At 58.5% G+C, this 19,656-nt stretch carries 12 protein-coding genes; 6 read left to right on the top strand and 6 right to left on the bottom strand.

The features are described 5' to 3' along the window. The first annotated feature begins 201 nt into the window (after positions 1-201). Together ASE07_RS13520 and ASE07_RS13515 are read left to right on the top strand one after the other, a co-directional pair. Entirely contained in the window at positions 202-1,968 is a 1,767-nt protein-coding gene (locus tag ASE07_RS13520) for a methyl-accepting chemotaxis protein (RefSeq protein WP_082584137.1), read from the top strand. Between the two features lie 333 nt (positions 1,969-2,301). Then, positions 2,302-5,508: an EAL domain-containing protein gene (locus tag ASE07_RS13515; protein ID WP_082584136.1), complete on the top strand. Its 3,207-nt coding sequence runs from the start codon at positions 2,302-2,304 to the stop codon at positions 5,506-5,508. Positions 5,509-5,550: 42 nt separating this feature from the next. Here ASE07_RS13515 and ASE07_RS13510 read toward each other — a convergent pair whose 3' ends face one another. From ASE07_RS13510 to ASE07_RS13485, 6 genes are all read right to left on the bottom strand, one after another. Continuing rightward, complete coding sequence (locus ASE07_RS13510; protein ID WP_057291362.1) at positions 5,551-5,970, bottom strand: hypothetical protein; 420 nt, start codon at positions 5,968-5,970, stop codon at positions 5,551-5,553. 391 nt (positions 5,971-6,361) lie between these two features. Next, a complete protein-coding gene (locus tag ASE07_RS13505) occupies positions 6,362-7,126 on the bottom strand; it encodes a ZIP family metal transporter (protein WP_057291361.1) in 765 nt (254 codons plus the stop codon). Positions 7,127-7,349: 223 nt separating this feature from the next. After that, positions 7,350-8,438, bottom strand: coding sequence for a BMP family ABC transporter substrate-binding protein (locus ASE07_RS13500; protein ID WP_442946072.1), 1,089 nt, complete (start codon positions 8,436-8,438; stop codon positions 7,350-7,352). A 410-nt stretch (positions 8,439-8,848) separates the two neighbouring features. Next, positions 8,849-9,763 carry an ABC transporter permease gene (locus ASE07_RS13495; protein ID WP_057291360.1) on the bottom strand — a complete coding sequence of 305 codons (915 nt, stop codon included), beginning with the start codon at positions 9,761-9,763 and terminating at the stop codon, positions 8,849-8,851. After that, positions 9,764-10,825 carry an ABC transporter permease gene (locus ASE07_RS13490; protein ID WP_057291359.1) on the bottom strand — a complete coding sequence of 354 codons (1,062 nt, stop codon included), beginning with the start codon at positions 10,823-10,825 and terminating at the stop codon, positions 9,764-9,766. Beyond that, the gene (locus tag ASE07_RS13485; RefSeq protein ID WP_057291358.1) at positions 10,818-12,350 is read right to left on the bottom strand and encodes an ABC transporter ATP-binding protein; all 1,533 of its coding nucleotides are present in this window, start codon (positions 12,348-12,350) and stop codon (positions 10,818-10,820) included. Before ASE07_RS13485 ends, ASE07_RS13490 begins: the two co-directional genes overlap by 8 nt. A gap of 528 nt (positions 12,351-12,878) precedes the next feature. Between ASE07_RS13485 and ASE07_RS13480 the strand changes: the two genes are divergently transcribed. The 4 genes from ASE07_RS13480 (at position 12,879) to xdhC (ending at position 19,582) form a co-directional block, all read left to right on the top strand. Continuing rightward, positions 12,879-14,180 carry an NCS2 family permease gene (locus ASE07_RS13480; protein WP_057291357.1) on the top strand — a complete coding sequence of 434 codons (1,302 nt, stop codon included), beginning with the start codon at positions 12,879-12,881 and terminating at the stop codon, positions 14,178-14,180. Positions 14,181-14,682: 502 nt separating this feature from the next. Continuing rightward, entirely contained in the window at positions 14,683-16,152 is a 1,470-nt protein-coding gene (xdhA, locus tag ASE07_RS13475) for a xanthine dehydrogenase small subunit (RefSeq protein ID WP_057291356.1), read from the top strand. Positions 16,153-16,166: 14 nt separating this feature from the next. After that, positions 16,167-18,536 carry a xanthine dehydrogenase molybdopterin binding subunit gene (gene xdhB / locus ASE07_RS13470; RefSeq protein WP_057291355.1) on the top strand — a complete coding sequence of 790 codons (2,370 nt, stop codon included), beginning with the start codon at positions 16,167-16,169 and terminating at the stop codon, positions 18,534-18,536. Continuing rightward, complete coding sequence (xdhC, locus tag ASE07_RS13465; RefSeq protein WP_057291354.1) at positions 18,533-19,582, top strand: xanthine dehydrogenase accessory protein XdhC; 1,050 nt, start codon at positions 18,533-18,535, stop codon at positions 19,580-19,582. Before xdhB ends, xdhC begins: the two co-directional genes overlap by 4 nt. Positions 19,583-19,656 lie beyond the last annotated feature (74 nt).

The raw sequence follows: 19,656 nt of genomic DNA, 5'->3' as shown, positions 1-19,656 counted from the left end.
AGCGACGCGCCTGCGCAACGACGAGCGCACGCGAAACATCCGCGACCGAGCATGCCGCATGCTGCCCTGTTTTGGTTCAGGCTGACTCCGCCCTCATCACATTTTGAGTGGCACGCACATTGCTTTATTACAACCCGGTGTAAACGTCTTGCTTTTTACAACACCAGCGGTCATCCGATCATCCTGCGTCCGTAGAGCCCCATGAAAAACGATACCAACAACATGACCATTGGCCGCCAGATGAGCCTGGCGTTTATCCTCGTTCTCGCTTTCCTTGCTGTTACCACCGCGCTATCCCTCTGGTATCTGGAAGATGTCGCCACCAGGACGCGTACCATGATGAGCGTCCCGCTTGCCAAGGAACGCCTGGTGAGCGACTGGTACCGTAATGTGCACACGGGTGTCCGGCGCACTGCGGCCATCGCGGTCAGTACCGATTCTTCGGTGGCTGATTTCTTTGCAGCGGAGATTGCCGCCACGACCAAGGATTCTTCTGAAATCCAGCAGAAGATCGCCAAGATGCTGTCCTCGTCCGAAGAGAAGGCCCTGTTTCGCGAGATCGTGGAAAGACGTCAGGCTTATCTGGACATACGCGCCCAGATCGACAAGGCCAAGGCCAATGCAAGCCTGTTCGAGGCGAACACGCTTCTGGAGAACCAGTTCCTGCCGACGTCGGCGCAATACCTCGATGCGGTTAACCGGCTCCTGGCTGAACAAAGAAAGAGCATCGATGCATCGGCACGCGAGATTGATGAGATCTCTCGCAGCAGCCGCATCACGCTGCTAATCGTTGGTTTTATGGCGCTGGCAGTCGGTGCTTTTGCCGCCACGCTGATCGTACGCAGGCTGCTTGCCCGTTTGGGAGGCGAGCCGGCCTACGCGGTGCAGATCGCCGAACAAATAGCGAACGGCGATCTCGCCGCCTCCATCGATTTGCGTGCTGGCGATCGGTCCAGCCTGCTATATGCAATGAAGACCATGCGCGACAAGCTCGCCGGGATCGTCGCGCAAGTGCGTGTTGCGACCGACGCCGTAGCGACCGCATCCAACGAAATCGCGTCGGGCAACGTCGATCTGTCCTCGCGCACCGAAGAACAAGCCAGCTCGCTTGCAGAGACGGCTTCGTCGATGGAGCAGCTCACCGGCACCGTGAAACTGAACGCCGACAATGCCCACGAAGCGAACGCAATCGCAGGCCATGCATCAAAAGTCGCCGGCGAAGGCGGCATCATTGTTTCTCAAGTCATGAACACCATGGGTGCGATCAATGATTCCTCGCGACGGATTGTCGACATCATCGCGGTGATTGACGGCATTGCGTTTCAAACCAACATCCTGGCGCTCAATGCCGCGGTGGAGGCAGCGCGTGCCGGTGAACAGGGCCGCGGTTTTGCGGTAGTCGCCGCGGAAGTACGCAGCCTTGCAAAGCGGTCGGCGGACGCAGCGAAGGAAGTCAAGGACCTTATTGGCGATACGGTCGGCAAAGTCCATGACGGCTCCTTGCTGGTTAACCAGGCGGGCGCAAAAATGAATGAGATCGTCAAGGAAGTTAACCTGGTCAACGACCTGATCGGCCGGATATCAGTGGCAAGCCAGGAACAGAGCAGCGGCATCGGTCAGGTCAGCCTCGCGGTCGAACAAATGGATGAAGCTACGCAGCAGAACGCCGCGCTCGTCGAGGAAGCGGCCGCGGCCGCGCAATCGCTGAAGGACCAGGCAGGCAAGCTGGTTGAAGTGGTATCTGGCTTTCGCCTGGATGCAGATGCCACTGTCAGTTCCAATACCGATACCACGGCCAGTGCCTTGCTACGGTCGACCACGGGCGGTGTACCGATGATGAACACTGGGGTCGCGCCAGTTCATGAAAAGGTTTCCCGAAGCCCTGTCCTCGTCACTCTGGAAGGAACCACGCGCCCAACGGCGCGAGCCCCGCTCGCCACGACTGCTGATGGCTGGGAGGAGTTCTAATACCAATCCCGGCCTGTAACGTAACGAATGAAATCGATGGCTTTTTTTGACTGGCATGGCGCTGGAGGAGCCAAGAGCGTTGCTATTGACGACGTGTGCAACGCCGAAACCTGAACCTCATGCACCTTTCTGGCGCTGCATGTCACTGCACCATGACGTGGCACCGTATTCGCTTCGATGCACCAAGGTAGTACATCAGGCCCGATGAATCGCAGGACCATTCATTTCGCCCCAACTTCTCGGTAACGCGGGTGCCGAAACGGCTCGATACGGCCCCCGCACATTGGCACGTCAATTGCATTGAAGAAATTTTATTCCCTGTTTGGGGACGGTATGCAAAACATGGTTGCGCGGTTTGTAGGGAAGCTCACCGTGGGGCGCAAACTCACGCTGATTTATCTGCTCGACCTTACCGCCGTTATTTTCGTGTCGGGAATTCTGATTCACGAAAAGTTCATTGCCATCAATTTTGCGGAAAAGGAAACAGCCGGCAACCAGTACATCAGTGCAGTACGTCATGCTCTGCTTTCCAGCATGGCGGGAGAAGACGGGAAACCGGGTGCGGCAGGCCCTATTCAGGCAATTGCTCTTGAGAAGGTCGCCAATGCGGACCAGCAATTTGGCGACGTGCTGGGTACCAGCGAACTGAATACCGAATTCATCCAGGCAATTCGCGGGCTCGATCCGCCAAATGCGCCCAATTCGCCGCGCGCGATACAGACCGACCATACCACGGCCTTGACGACGGGCAAGGCGCTGCTGACACGTATTGGCAACCAGTCCAATCTGATCCTCGACCCGGATCTCGACAGTTACTACACCATGTCCCTGGTCGTCCTGAGATTTCCGGACCTGCTGGAAGTGCTGCACGCAACGCGCCGCCAGGCGTATCAGGACAACGCACTCTTGCCGATGGAACACCAGAAATGGGTGACGCAATTTCTCATCCTTGCTGGACGGTTCGACGCCATCGTGAAAGGAATACAAAGCGATTACAACGAAGCCTACGCGGCGAGTACGCCGGAACTGAAGACGAACCTTTCGGCCTCGCAGGCCAGATTGAATGCCGCCCTCGACCGTTTCCGGATGACCACGCAGTCGTATATCGACGCAACATCGATGGACACCGAAGGCACGGAATTCGAGAGTGCCTACATGAATGCCATCCTGTCATTGCGTGAAGCATGGGAAGCATCGCAAGGCGAGCTCGAACGCTTATTGCAGACGCGCATCCAGAGTGAGTTCCGTCGCATGTGGATACATCTCGGTACTGCTGCGCTGCTGTTGATGGTCATCCTGTCGGTGGTATTTTTTGTCGCTCGCCAGATTGCTCTGCCCATCCACCAGCTTGCCAACGTCGCCGAGAATGTACGGCGTTCCGGCGACTACACCTTACGGGCGGCATGGGTCAGTGAAGATGAAATCGGCCAACTGGTGTCGGGCTTCAACAGCATGCTCGACCAGCTTGACCGTCAACGCATCGAGCAGCAGGAACTGGTCGCCAAGGCGCGTGCGGCGGAAGCGCAGCGTGAGCTGGTCGATTCCGTGCCAATTCCCATGCTCGTCACTGCAATCCCGCATCACGAGGTCCTGCATGCAAACCAGGCGGCCCAGGCGTGGCTTGACGGACAGAAGACCGATCCCTGGAAGACCGGGATGGAACCAGCGTCCCGGATCCGATTCTTTCAGCGCTTGAGCGACGTTGGCGCGGTCGATGAATTCGAGGTCCGCTGGAAAGGCGGTGCCCATCCGAAGTGGACACTGATTTCCGCGCGTCGTGTCGCTTATCAGGGTGTGCCAGCGATCATCAGCACCTTTACGCCCATCGGCCAGATCAAATCCCTGGAGTCGCGGCTGGAACTGTGGGCAAAAGTGTTCGAAGCCTCTTCCGAAGGGATTGTGCTGATGGATGCCGACGGCCTGGTGATGTCGGTCAATTTCGCTTTCTGCCGCAGCACCTCGTATGATTTGTCCGATCTGCTGGGCAAGCGTCCCGGCTTTCTGCTGTCCGACCATAACGACAGGGAACTGTTTGCAAGCATCCGCCACACGGCCACGCTGAAAGGAACCTGGCAAGGCGAGGTCTGGATCAAGGGTAAGCGCAACGTGTCCTATCCCGCCTGGCTGGTCGTCAATGCGGTGCGCGATGCGCAAGGCGATATCACGCATTTCATCGCCATTTCGCTCGATATCAGCGACCGCAAAGCCAACGAGCAGCATATCCAGTTCCTCGCACATCACGATGTACTGACGGGGCTGCCAAACCGTGCCCTGTTCGAGGAACGTCTTACGCTGTCGATCCAGCAGGCAAGGCGCAAATCCGCAAAGGTCGGGATTCTGTTCGTCGACCTTGATCGCTTCAAGAATATCAATGACTCGCTGGGGCACCACATCGGCGATGGCCTGCTGCGCTCGGTCGGCTCCCGGTTACTGAGCGCCGTGCGCGAAGGCGATACCGTCAGCCGCCTCGGCGGCGATGAGTTTGTCGTCATCCTTAACGACGTCAAGGATGCGGAAGAAATCGCCCGCATCATCGATCACCGGCTAATCGCCATGATTTGCACGCCGCACCAGGTGGAAGGATCGGAACTGTATATATCGTGCAGCGTTGGCGTGTCGGTCTTTCCCGAAGACGGCAACGACATCGATCAGTTGATGCGCAATGCCGACTCCGCCATGTATGAAGCAAAAAAACTGGGCCGCAATAATGCCCAGTTCTTCACTCAAAAGCTTAACGATCGCATCGTCCGTCACCTGCACCTCGAAAGCGAATTGCGTCACGCCATCGAGCGCGATGAACTGGCCTTGCACTACCAGCCCCGCGTGCTCGCGCGCGATGGCAGCATCGCCGGCATGGAATGCCTGCTGCGCTGGAAACATCCGCGCGAAGGGCTGATGCATCCTGCACAGTTCATTCCGATTGCCGAAGAGACCGGGCTGATCGTGTCCATTGGCGCCTGGACCATCAAGGAAGCGTGCAGGCAGCATCTCGAGTGGCGCGAACAAGGGCTTGGCCAGATCCCGATTTCGGTCAACCTGTCGGCGGTTCAACTGCGTGACGGCACCCTGATCGACACCTTGCAGGAAGCGTTGGCCGCCTATCCGATCAATGCCAGCCAGATTGAACTGGAATTGACCGAATCTTTGCTGATGGAAAACGTGCCGGCCACGATAGAAACGCTGGATGCGATCAAGGAGCTTGGCTTTTCTCTATCGGTGGACGATTTCGGCACCGGCTATTCCAGCCTCAATTACCTGTACCGTTTCCCGATCGACAAGCTCAAGATCGACAAGTCCTTCATCAGCAGTATGCATAGCGCACCACATAGCCTGACGGTGATCAAGGCGATCATCGGACTCGGCCACACGCTGGGCCTGAAAGTGGTTGCGGAGGGTGTTGAACGTGAAGCCGATGTCGGCCTGCTGAAGGCGGCCGGCTGCGATGAATTGCAGGGCTATTTTTTCAGCCGTCCCAAACCGGAAGCCGACATCCATGTCTGGGTCCGGCATCATCAGTCACGTGAGCCGTTAATGACTTAGCATCAGCGACTTAGCATCAGAAAATAAGTGAGGATCAACGCATCAGGCCAGGGCCAGATGCTTTTGCTGCTCGGGAAGGAATTCGCGAATGTCACGCGGCTTGCGGCGGCGCGGATGCTGGATTTCATCGGCACGCATGGCTTTTGCAGCTTTCCATAACAGCACATCGTCTTCGTAGCTGCGAAGTGCGGCCGTCTTTTCCCATAGCACGCGCCGGTGCGTAACAAAGTCCCAGCATACCGGCGTCAGGCCGTTCAGCGTGCCTTGCGCTTTCATTCTCAGCGCAACGCTCATTACGTCGCCGGCATGCGGCACGTCTTCGGGAAACTGTATGGTATTGGCCCACGCGCGCACGTCGCAGAAATCGATAACCTGTCCGCGCAGTGGCTTGTGCCATTGATCAGGATGAGAGTTCTGGTTTGGCCAGCGGCCTGCGCCTACCCAAGTACCCGCTTTGAACATGATTCAGCTCCCGGTTCGACGGCGACAGGACCGTATGAAGCCTGTCGCCAGACAGATGCATGCGCATCCTTCAAGATATGCATGCCTGCCTTTTCAAGCCATTTCCTGTTGGCATTTCAGGCATTCACGCATACTGTTCATGCGTACAGTATAACGCACTTTAGCCTTTGTCCATGCGGGGTTGCGGCAGTTCCATCCATTTGTAAATAAAGTTTCTGCGGTAGATCAATAAAGCTTGAATCGTTGCAATATTGAAATTCGGCCAGGCAAGCTACGTCGCCGGCCAGCCTTTAGAGTTGTTTCGGTCTGACTGGCCGATGGAGGCCGAGGCGGATTGCCTGATCGAAATGCCCGTTTCGGGCAGCGATGGATCGCGCCTTCATCGTTCCCCTTATCCGCCCATCTTGCTTAATACGAATGACGCCAGAAATCCAGCGACTGTGATCAGGCCGGCGAAGTTGTGCGTTTCTTCGAACGCCTCCGGGATCATGGTATCAACCAGCATCGCAAGGATGGCGCCTGCGGCGATAGCCGTCGTGGCGGCAATCACGTCCTCGGAAAAGCCCTGGAACACCGTATAGCCGACCAGCGCTGCCAGGCCGGACGTAACGGCAATGCCACCCCAGATGCCAAAGATGTAAGCGGCAGATCGCCCGGCCTTCTTCATGCCTGCCGCGCTGGAAAGACCTTCCGGGATATTGGACAGGAATATCGCAATCACTGCGACGAAGCTGACGGCGCCGCCCTGAAGCATGGAGAGTCCGATGACGATGGATTCCGGTATGCCATCCAGGAGAGCCCCAACGGCGATGGCAAGGCCGCTGCCGCTATCTTGCTGTTCGGAAGGCTGCTGGCTGCCAGAGCGCTTGCGATGTTTCGCGCCTTGCCGGGCGAGCACCCAGTTAGCCAGGGTGTAGACGGCCGCTCCGCCAAGGAAGCCGATCGCCGTGGAATCAAAGCCACCCTTCCGGTAAGCCTCGTCCATTAATTCAAACGACAGTGCCGAGATCAGTACGCCGCTGCCAAATGCCATCACGGCAGCAATGAGCCGCTGCGGCACGTTAACAAAGTAGGCAATACCTGCCCCGATAAGCAACGCTGCTCCTGCGACAAATCCCCAAAGGCCCGCCTGTGCCCATACCGGGATACTTCCCATGTCAACTCTCCTTCAATCTCAACGATATCCCAATGGCAGTAGCCAGTTATCACACCGGAGAGTTGCCATAATCGTTGCAGTGTTGGGATTTCGGTTTGGTACTTACGTAACTCAACCTTCGCGCTGCCGAAAAAGCAAAAGCAAAAGGCCCGCATTCCTGCAGGCCTTTTAACAATGAGCAGGATGAATATTCCCTCTCTGCCCGTTAAGCTTCTTTAATGGATCACTTGCCAGGCAGCTTGCCCGCAACGCCTTCAACGTAGAAGTCCATCTTGTTCAGGGCTTCATCGTTCAGCGAACCTTTCTCCAGACGCACTTTGCCCTCGTTGTCCTTGAGCGGTCCGTCGAACGGCGTGATCTTGCCGGAAACGATATCTTTTTCCGCCGCCGCGACGACTTGTTTCACGTCATTCGGCACACTGTCATTGATGGCTTCCAGTTTGACCATGCCGTCCTTGATGCCACCCCAGACACTGCTCGACTTCCACTTGCCATCGATGACTTGTTGCGCGGCGTTGGTGTAGTACTTGCCCCAATGATGGGTCACCGCGCCGAGTTGTGCCTTGGCACCGAACTTCTTCATGTCGGAGTGGTAGGCCACTGCGTATTTGCCCTTCTCTTCCGCCGCCTGAACAATGGCGGTCGAATCGGTATGGTGAGTCACGACGTCAGCATTCTGGCCCATCAGCGTGATCGCCGCATCGCGTTCCTTACCCGGATCGAACCAGCTATTGACCCAGATAACCTTGACTTCAGCCTTGGGGTTAACGCTGCGCATGCCGCGGGTAAAAGCGTTGATGCCTTGCAGGACTTCAGGGATCGGGAAAGCGGCGACGTAACCGGCCACGTTGGACTTGGTCATTTTGCCTGCGAGGACGCCGGCGAGGTAACGGCCTTCATAGAAACGCGCATTGGCGGTCGCTACGTTGGGTGCTGTCTTGTAACCGGTCAGATGCACGAACTTGACGTCGGGGAATTGCTTGGCAACCTTGAGCGTCGGGTTCATGTAGCCGAACGAAGTGGTGAAGATCAGCTTGTTGCCTTGCTGGGCGAGGTCACGAATCACGCGTTCCGCATCGGCGCCTTCAGGGACGTTTTCGACGAACTTGCTTGTGACTTTGCCGCTGAGGTTTTTCTCCATTTCCTTGCGGGCGATGTCATGCTGTGTCGTCCAGCCGGCTTCACCGATTGGGCTCACATAGACAAAACCTACATTAAGGGGCGCGGAGCCTGCAGCAAACACGGGCGCAGCCGCGAGTGCAGGAAGGACGGCGATGGCGGATAGAGCACCGCGCATGAAGCTTTTCGACATGGTTTTCCTCTACATGTGACACCCACTTGTTTATCAATGGACGCCGAACCACACCGAGCGGGCATAACAGCAGGGTTTCGGGATGCCTTCCTGTGGGAACGACACCAAAGTCCAAATCATTTGCGGACGCCTTCTGCGTGCATCCAGATTCGATGTAGCAACTTCGAAAAAACTCGCTGCCGGTGTCATGCACCGCACTCAACCGCTTGACGCATTTGTTGTTCAAATGCTCGTTGTATTATGAACATCACCCCGGGCAGCGATATATGTATACACGAATAGTATTCATATGTCCGACATTATCCCGGGATTTTGCCTTTTACGCCGCGAACAAAATAGTCCATGCAAGAATGCCGCTACCATCCTTCCCGGCCAGGAAGGAAAAACTGCCGAAACTGCTTATGCGCGGCTTAATGCGGGTTGAAGTTCTTTCCCAGCGAGGCCGGCATGTTCAGTTTGATCCAGTTGGCATTGGTCGAAATCAGAACCAGCACCAGAATCGTTGCAAGATACGGCATCATCGACAGCAGCTGCGAATCGATCGACACGCCCAGACCCTGAGCATGGAAGGTCATGATCGTCACGCCGCCGAACAGATAGGCGCCCACCAGCACACGCGCCGGACGCCATGTGGCAAAGGTCGTCAGTGCCAGCGCGATCCAGCCGCGTCCCGCCACCATGCCCTCGACCCACAATGGGGTATAAACCAGAGACAGGAAAGCGCCCGCCAAGCCGCAGCAGGCACCGCCAAACAGCAACGCAGCTAGCCGGATACGACGCACGTTATAGCCCAGCGCATGGGCGGACGTTGGCGATTCGCCGACGGCGCGCAGCACCAGGCCGGCACGAGTGCGGTAAAGGAACCAGATGATGCCGCCGCAGAGCAGCAGCGACAGATAAACCATCGGATGCTGACGGAACAACGCGGTGCCAAGGAAGGGAATGTCGGCCAGGAAGGGAAGCGCGAACTTCGGGTTTTCCAGGCTGCGCCCAACGTAGTTGATGCCGATATAGGCCGACGCGCCTGCGCCAAACAGCGATAGCGCCAGTCCGGTCGCATACTGGTTGGTGCCCAGCCACACGGTCAGCAGCGCAAAGAAGCCTGCCATCAGCATGCCTGCGGCGGCACCGGCGATGAAGCCGACCGCCACGCTATTGGTATTGACCGCCACGGCGAAGCCGACCGCGGCCGCCACCAGCATCATGCCTTCGGCGCCAAGATTGACCACGCCCGAGCGCTCATTCATCAGCAGTCCAAGCGCGGCCAGCATCAGCGGCGTGCCGGCATTGATCGACGCGGCGATCAGTGGAGCGAATGATTCCATTTATTTTCTCCAGCTCAATTTGTAGTGGATCAGCACGTCGCAGGCCAGCAGCGAGAACAGCAGGATGCCCTGGAACACGCCGGTGATCGCATTCGGCATGCCGAGGCGGGACTGCGAGAGGTCGCCGCCGATATAGAACAGGGCCATGATGAAGCTGGAGAACACCACGCCGATCGGATGCAGGCGTCCCACGTAGGCAACGATGATCGCGGCAAAGCCGTAACCGGGTGAAACGGTCGGTGTGAGCTGGCCGATCGGGCCGAGTACTTCCGCAGTGCCTGCGATGCCGGCCAGCCCGCCGCACAGAAGCATCGAGGTCCACAGCGCCTTGCGTGACGAAAAGCCGGCGTAGCGGGCCGCTGCCGGCGCCATGCCACCTACCTGCAAGCGATAGCCGGCAAAACTGCGGCTAAGGAACACCCATCCGAGGCTCGACGCCAGCAGCGCCATCACAATGCCGAAATGCAGGCGCGTGTGCTCGACCAGGATCGGCAACAGGAAGCCATCGGAGAGCATCCGCGATTGCGGGAAGTTGAAGCCGTCCGGATCGCGCAAGGGCCCATGCACCAGCAAGCTCAACAGCAGTTGTGCAACATAGACCAGCATCAGCGAGACCAGGATTTCATTGGCATTGAAGCGGTCGCGCAAGAAGGCCGTGATCCCGGCCCATGCCATGCCGCCCAGCATGCCCGCAAACAGGATGACAGCAATCAGCAGCGGTCCGCCACCTTCACCGTGGTCAAAGTAAAGACCCGCGGCCGCGCCTGCAACCGCGCCAACCACCAGTTGCCCTTCTGCACCGATGTTGAAGACATTGGAACGGAAGCAGATGGACAGGCCCACGGCGATCAGCAGCAGCGGCGCAACCTTGACACCGATCTCCGACCAACCCTGCATGTCCTTGATCGGCTCGATGAAGAATATCGACAAGCCGGTAAGCGGATTTTTGCCAAGGGCCAGGAACAGGATGGCGCCGCAAATCCCTGTCAGCAAGACTGCGAGGACCGGCGACATCCACGACATCAGCGTCGACGGGCTGGGCCGTTTTTCCATCTTAAGCATTGGCTACCTCCTGCTGCACCGGGGGCACGCTGTCCCACAGTCCGCTCATCCATTGACCGATCAGGTCCACCGTCGCGTGCGAACGCTTGATGGACGGCGACAGCTTTCCTTTGGCAATCACGACCAGCCGGTCCGAGATCTCGAACAGTTCATCGAGCTCTTCGGACACTACAAGCAGCGCACAACCGGCATCGCGCAGAGCCACCAGCTCGGCGCGGATCTGCGCGGCGGCGCCGACGTCGACACCCCAGGTAGGCTGGGCAACGATCAGTACCTTGGGGTCGCGCATGACTTCACGACCGACAATGTACTTTTGCAGATTGCCGCCGGAAAGACTGCCGGCGGTCGCATGCGGACCGGGCGCCTTGACCTTGAAGCGGCCGATGATGGCAGAAGCCAATTGGTTGAGTGCACCAAAGCGAATCAGGCCGCGGCCGATTGTCGATTCGTTCTGGTGCGACAGCAGAATATTTTGCGCGAGCGAGAGATCGGGCACCGCACCGCGTCCAAGTCTTTCTTCAGGCACGAAACCAAGGCCGCGCTTGCGGCGGCGTGCGGCATTCATGCGGCCGACCGGCTCGCCTTTGAGCACGATCATGTCGGCTGCGGCACGCGGATCTTCACCCGACAAGGCGGCGAGCAGTTCCTGCTGGCCGTTGCCGCTGACCCCGGCGACGCCGACAATCTCGCCGGCGTGCAAGTCGAGGTTGATGCCGGCGAGCGAGGTGCCGAAGGGATGGCTTTTCTCGAGCGAGAGATTGCGCAGCGAAAGCATTTTCTCGCCGGGCAGCCGGTCGACCGACTTGATCGCCGGCGGCTCGGAGCCGATCATCATGCGCGACAGGCTCGACGCGCTTTCCTGCGAAGGATCGCAGATGCCGGTGACTTTGCCCGCACGCATGACCGTGCACTTGTCGCACAGTGCGCGGATTTCATCGAGCTTGTGGCTGATATACAGGATGCTGCAGCCTTCGGCGGCAAGCTTGCGCAGCGTCTCGAAAAGCTTTTCGACTGCCTGCGGGGTCAGCACCGAGGTCGGCTCGTCGAGGATCAGCAATTGCGGCTTGGCGAGCAGAGCACGCACGATCTCGACCCGCTGGCATTCGCCGACTGACAGCGTGTGCACATGGCGCTGCGGCTCCAGGTCGAGTCCGTACTGACGCGCGGTGGTGTCGATGCGCTGGCTCAGTTCCTTGAGGTCGGTGTCCTTGGGCAGGCCGAGGGCGATGTTCTCGGTGACGGTCAGGGTATCGAACAGCGAAAAATGCTGGAAGACCATCGCGATGCCGAGCTTGCGGGCTTCGGCCGGATTGGCGATGTTGACTTCCTTGCCGTTCCAGAAAACCTGGCCGGCATCGGGTTTGACCGATCCATAAATGATCTTCATGAGAGTCGACTTGCCGGCGCCATTTTCGCCGAGGATGGAATGAATCTCCCCCGGCATGACGTTCAGGTCGACACCATCGTTGGCGACCACGGAAGGATACTTCTTGGTGATCCTGCTTAGGCTTAGGCGGGTGTCCATGTCTCACTCTTCTTGCGAGCTGCTGAAACCGATATGGTAGTAGCTCTCTTATCAATATTCTTATTATTGGCGAAAATTACAGGATAACTGCGCGGCGAATATACCTTGGTCTGTATGGGAAATATAGATAGGGAGATATACGGTTGTAGGGTTTTGTCTGTCTTGGGGCACATAATTGCGAAATGCATAAATAGTGGGCGCAGAATAGAATTATCGTAGAAGTTTCCATTTAAGTTTATGGTGGAAACTATACAAACTGCTCCATAAGCATTAACCGTTCCTTATCAGCACCGCGTCGGTATTGCGGGACACATCGGCCCAATGCTTTTATTCGTAATCCCATATGCAACATATTCAAGCCCGCATATCCAAATCCCTGCTTTCTATAGGACATTACTGCTCGCGGCTCAATAAAACGTATTCGATCGGACATATAAAACGATAAGTGGCCGTGCTTGTCGCCAGACTCGCCTGGCGCAACCTGGCCTGGATACGGGCCTCGCTTTAATACATATCAGGAGAAGACAAATGAGTTTGATGGAGAGGTTCTTTAAGCTGAAGGAACAGGGGACAGACGTCCGCACGGAGTTGCTGGCCGGCCTGACCACCTTCCTGACGATGGCCTATATTATTTTTGTGAACCCCTCCATTCTTGGCGACGCCGGGATGCCGAAAGATTCGGTGTTTGTCGCGACCTGCGTGGCAGCAGCCATCGGTACGCTGATCATGGGCCTGTATGCCAACTATCCGATTGCGCTGGCGCCCGGCATGGGGTTGAATGCCTATTTCGCCTATGGCGTGGTCCTGGGTATGGGCTATACCTGGCAAGCCGCATTGGGCGCGGTCTGCATCTCGGGCATCCTGTTCCTGATCATCAGCGTCCTGCGTATCCGCGAAATAATCGTCAACGGCATTCCGCATTCGATCCGCACCGCGATCACCGCCGGCATCGGCTTATTCCTGGCGATCATTTCCCTGAAAAATGCGGGCATCATCACGTCGAATCCAGCCACCTACATCACACTGGGCAATCTGCATGCGCCCCCTCCCGTACTGGCCATCATCGGTTTCTTCATGATCGTCGCGCTGGACCGCCTGCGGGTCAAGGGCGCCATCCTGATCGGCATCGTTGCCGTGACCGTGCTGAGCTTCTTCTTTGCCGGAAACAAGTTTGCGGGTATTGTTTCCGCACCGCCGTCGATTGACCCGACGCTGTTTAAACTGGATATCTCCAGCGCGCTGTCGATCGGCATCCTGAACGTGGTGCTGGTGTTCTTCCTGGTTGAACTGTTCGACGCCACCGGCACACTGATGGGTGTCGCCAATCGGGCGGGCCTGCTCAAGCAAGGCAAGATGGACCGGCTGAACAAAGCGCTGATGGCCGACAGTACCGCCATTGTCGCCGGCTCTTTCTTGGGCACATCGAGCACCACCGCTTATATCGAAAGCGCCGCCGGCGTGCAGGCAGGCGGCCGGACCGGTCTGACGGCGGTTGCGGTTGCGGTGCTTTTCCTGGCCTGCCTGTTCATCGCCCCGCTGGCCGGGGCCGTACCCGCTTATGCGACGGCTCCCGCATTGTTTTATGTATCCTGCCTGATGCTGCGCGAACTGGTCGACATCGACTGGGACGACACCACCGAAAGCGTGCCGGCGGTCGTCACCGCATTGCTGATGCCCTTCACCTATTCGATCGCCAATGGCGTCGCATTCGGCTTTATTTCCTATGCCGGCCTCAAACTGCTGACTGGCCGCGCCAAGGAAGTACCGATTATTGTCTGGATCATCGCGGCAATCTTTGTATTCCGCTATGCCTATCTCGGCGGCGAGTAAGCCGTTGTAGCAGAGTGGAAAGGCCGGCTACGATGCCGGCCTTTTTTATTGCCACAAATTCCCTGAATGAAGCCTTATCGCGAACCAGCCCGTACGCCCAATTCATTTAGGAAACGCATGCTGAACACTGTAATCCGGAATGCACTCAAACCGCTAGCGACATGCTTGTTAAAGGTGCAAAAGGAGGCACAAAATGCGAGAACGCCGTGCCGCGAAGCATGTCCTGATCTTATTTCCTGATCTTATAAGCAGGCATATATATTGAGTATCTGAATTTGAAACTGACTGACCATGGACGTTCTTGCATGATGAATGTTTGTTGCCATGTGTGAGCCTGGCGCGGTATGTGCGCAAAGAGAAATGAAGGGGTGAAGCAACCTGGAGTTATCTTTATTCCACGTTACGGATACTCAACATCAGATTTGTCATATAGCCTGATGGAGAGCGGGTGCTAACCTAGCGTCACAAAAACCAGCATCACAAACGCAAAGGCGGAGAGAGCATGTCCCAACCCATACGTTTTTATTATCGCGGCGCCGTGCAGACGATTGCAGACGCATCGCCGACGCGCACGATCCTGCAGCATGTGCGTGAAGACCAGCATTGCACCGGCACCAAGGAAGGCTGCGCCGAAGGCGATTGCGGCGCCTGCACCGTTGTCATTGGCGAGCTCAAGGGCAGTACCGTCGAACTCAAATCCGTCAATTCCTGCATCCAGTTCGTCCCCACCCTGGACGGCAAGGCGCTGTTCACCGTCGAAGACCTGCAGCAGGCCAACGGCGAACTGCATCCGGTGCAGCAGGCAATGGTCGAATGCCATGGCTCGCAATGCGGCTTTTGCACACCGGGCTTTGTCATGTCGCTGTGGGGCCTGTACCTGAAACAGGAAGGCAGGAGCTGCGCGCCGGCGCGCAAGGAAATCGACGATACCCTGTCGGGCAACCTGTGCCGCTGCACCGGCTACCGGCCCATCATCGATGCCGCCCACCGCATGCTCGAATTGCCCAAGGCACAATTCGACCGCGCTGCACTGGCCGCGTCCCTGCAGGCGATCCAGCGCACCGGCATGCTGACCTATTCCCATGACGGCCAGTCCTTCCATATTCCACAAACGCTCGCGCAACTGATCGCCATCCGCGCCGACAAACCCGACGCCACCCTGCTGTCGGGTTCCACCGATGTGGGCCTGTGGGTGACCAAGCAGATGCGCAACCTGGGCGACATCATCTATATCAACCAGGTCGCCGAACTGCAGAATGTCTCCGAGCAGGACGGCATGCTGACCATCGGCGCGGCCGTCACGCTCAATGACGCGTATGCGGCCGTGGGCCGGCATTATGGCAAGGAACTCAACGAGCTGTGGCAGCGCTTTGCCTCGCTGCCGATCCGCAATGCCGGCACGCTGGGCGGCAATGTGGCCAACGGCTCGCCGATTGGCGACTCGGCGCCGTGGCTGATTGCGCTGGGCAGCGAGATCGTGCTCAACGGCAAGGGTGGCCAGCGCAGCATGCCGCTCGAAGCGTTTTATCTCGATTACCAGAAGAAGGACTTGCAGCGCGGCGAGTTCGTCGAAGCGGTACGCATTCCGCTGCCGCAGCCCCATCGCCATTTCCGCACCTACAAGCTGGCCAAGCGCTTCGACCAGGATATCTCGGCGGTGTGCGCCGCGTTTGCCATCACGCTCGATGGCAATACCGTGCGCGAAGCCCGCATTGCCTACGGCGGCATGGCGGCGACCTCGCGCCGCGCGCCGCTGGCCGAAGCCGCGCTGGTCGGCCATGAATGGACTAAGGCAACGGTGAAGGCAGCGATGGCGCAACTGGCACAGGACTACGCGCCGCTGACCGATATGCGTGCCTCCAGCGCCTACCGGATGAAGACCGCGCAGAACCTGCTGCAGCGCTTCTGGTACGAAACCCGCACCGATGCGCCGTTGCCGGCTGGCGCCGTCAATGTCTTTGCCTGCGCCTAAGGAGCAAGAACATCATGAATACACAAAGCGAAGCATTTCTGAAACAGGCCGATACCGGCACAGGCACAGACAGCGCGGCGGACTGGGCCGAAGTCGGCAAGCAGCGTCCGCATGAATCGGCGGTACTGCATGTGCTGGGCGAAGCCACCTATACCGATGACATCGGCGAAGTCCAGGGCACGCTGCATGCGGCGCTGGGCCTGTCGCAAAAAGCCCATGCGCGCGTGCGGGCCATCGACCTGGACGCGGTCAGGGCGGCCCCCGGCGTGGTGGCGGTTTATACCGCCGAAGACATTCCCGGCACCAATGACTGCGGACCGATCATCCATGACGATCCCATCCTGGCCGATGGCCTGGTCCAGTATGTCGGCCAACCCATGTTTGTCGTCGTTGCCGATACGCATGACCATGCCCGCTATGCGGCGCGGCAGGCAAAGGTCGACTATGAAGAATTGCCGGCCATCCTGACCCCGCAGGAAGCCAAGCAGGCGCAGTCGTTCGTGCTGCCGCCGATGCATCTGGCGCGCGGCGACTTCAAGCGCGCGTTCGACGCCGCGCCGCATACGGTCAAGGGCGAGTTGTATGTCGGCGGCCAGGAGCAGTTTTACCTGGAAGGCCAGATTTCGTATGCGGTGCCCAAGGAAGACCGCGGCATGCTGGTGTACTGCTCGACCCAGCATCCGTCGGAGATGCAGCATGTGATCGCGCATGCGCTGGGCTTGCATTCGCACAATGTCGTGGTTGAATGTCGGCGCATGGGCGGCGGCTTCGGCGGCAAGGAATCGCAGTCGGCGTTGTGGGCGGCGGTCGCAGCCATCTGCGCGGCGCAGCTCAAGCGTCCGGTCAAGCTGCGCGCCGACCGCGATGACGACATGCTGGTGACCGGCAAGCGCCATTGTTTCCATTATGACTATGCGGTCGGTTACGACGATGACGGCCGCATCGTCGCGGCGAAGGTCGAGATGGTGTCGCGTGCCGGTTATTCGGCCGACTTGTCGGGTCCGGTGGCGACGCGGGCGGTATGTCATTTCGACAATGCGTATTACCTGTCGGATGTGGACATCGTGGCCATGTGCGGCAAGACCAATACCCAGTCCAATACCGCGTTTCGCGGCTTTGGCGGACCGCAGGGTGCGATTGCGATCGAGTATGTGATTGACGAGATAGCGCGCAACCTGGGCAAGGATGCGCTGGATGTGCGCAAGCTGAACTTTTACGGCCGCAACGATGCCGAGGGGCGCAACGTCACCCAGTACGGGCAGAAGGTGGTTGACAACGTGATCCATGAACTGGTGGCCGAACTGGAAACCACCAGCGACTACCGGGCACGCAGGGAAGCGGTCAGGGCGTTCAATGCGAGCAGTCCGGTATTGAAGAAGGGCCTGGCGATCACGCCGGTCAAGTTTGGCATTGCGTTCAACGTGAGCCACCTGAACCAGGCCGGTGCGCTGGTGCATGTGTATGTGGATGGTTCGGTGCTGGTCAACCATGGCGGCACCGAGATGGGCCAAGGGATCAACACCAAGGTGGCGCAGGTGGTGGCGCATGAACTGGGGGTGGACTTGTCGCGGGTGCGGGTGTCGGCGACCGATACCAGCAAGGTGGCCAATACCTCGGCAACGGCGGCGTCGACCGGTGCCGACCTCAACGGCAAGGCCGCGCAGGATGCGGCCCGCCAGATTCGCGAGCGCCTGACCGCGTTCGCTGCCGAAGCCTATGGCGTCGATGCATCGAAGATCCGGTTCGCCAATAGTCATATGTATGTGGATGGCAAGCCGGAATCCTTCGAGTCGCTGATCCGCAGTGCTTACAACGCCCGCGTGCAACTGTGGTCCGATGGATTCTATGCGACGCCCGGCTTGTACTGGGATGCGAAGACGATGACAGGCAATCCGTTCTTCTACTTCGCCTACGGTGCTGCGGTATCCGAAGTCGTGGTCGATACCCTGACCGGCGAATGGAAACTGCTGCGCGCCGATGCCCTGTACGACGCGGGCAATTCCCTGAATCCGGCCATCGATATCGGCCAGGTCGAAGGCGCATTCATCCAGGGCATGGGCTGGCTGACCACCGAAGAACTGTGGTGGAACAAGTCCGGCAAGCTGATGACGCATGCACCCTCGACCTACAAGATTCCCGGCATCTCCGATTGCCCGGAAGATTTCCGTGTCGCGTTGTTCAAGAATCGCAATGCGTCTGACAGTATCCATCGTTCCAAGGCTGTCGGTGAACCACCGCTGTTGCTGCCTTTCTCGGTATTCTTCGCGATCCGCGATGCGGTGGCGAGCGTTGGCGACTACAAGATCAATCCACCGTTAAATGCGCCCGCGACCAGCGAAGCAATCCTCAACGCCGTGGACGCGGTACGGGCAAGCGCAGCATGAGCGCATGGCTGTCAGCAGTCACATCGCTCACCGGGGACGACATGCCCTCGGTGCTGGTGACCGTGGCTGCGGTTGAAGGATCCGGGCCGCGTGAACCGGGCGCCAAGATGCTGGTCACGCGTGATGGCCAGGTCGACACCATTGGCGGCGGCCATCTGGAGATGCGTGCCTGTGAGATCGCCCGTGAAATGCTCAACCAGATCACGACAATGCCGGCGGCCAGCCGCCGCATCGGCCGGTTTGCATTGGGACCAAGTCTCGGCCAGTGCTGCGGCGGCGTCGTGCATCTCGCGTTTGAACGGGTCGATGAAGCGCAGGCGGACTATTATCGTCTGCTTGATGAACGCCGGTCCGAACGCGAGACCAGCTGGCGACTGGTTGCACTGGATTCGACAACCCCGCCCGTGATGCTCGATGCATCGGGCAAGTGCATTGCCGGTAGCTGGCCTGCCACGCTCGGCGCGATTGACGTCGAGCGTCCCTGCCATGTACTGAAGGATGCGGAAGGGAAAACCTGGCTGGCCGACCCTTGCCGCCCTTATCGACCGCATCTGGTGCTGTTCGGCGCAGGACATGTCGGCGCTGCCATCGTACGCGCATTGGCTGACCTTCCCTGCCATGTCACCTGGGTTGACGAACGGGACGACATGTTTCCCGCGAGCGTGCCCACCAATGTCAGGATTGAGGCGACCGATGCACCTGAAGCGGTCGTCGATGAAGTGCCTCCTGGCTCGACTTATCTTGTACTCACACATTCCCATGCGCTCGACCAGCGCCTGTCCGAAGCCATCCTGCGTCGCGCCGACGCCGGATGGTTTGGCCTGATCGGTTCAAAAACCAAGCGCATGCAGTTTGAACACAGGCTGCGCGACCGCGGTATTGCACAGGAACGAATTGCCGACATGGTATGCCCGATTGGTGTTCCCGGCATCACCGGCAAACAGCCGGCCGTCATCGCCGCATCGGTCTGCGCACAACTGCTGCAGGTCTGGGAAGCGGAAGAATGTGCACAACTCGCCCAGCCGCAACGGCGGCAGTTCGCATGACGCATGCGCCGCGCAGAGACCTGCGCGGTTTCGGCATGGCTGCACACGACAATATCCAATATCAAGCAAAGAAA

Source organism: Noviherbaspirillum sp. Root189 (assembly GCF_001428545.1).
Classification (GTDB): domain Bacteria; phylum Pseudomonadota; class Gammaproteobacteria; order Burkholderiales; family Burkholderiaceae_D; genus Noviherbaspirillum.
Note: the sequence above shows the minus strand (reverse complement) of the source record. Positions and strands in the feature narration are given on the sequence as shown.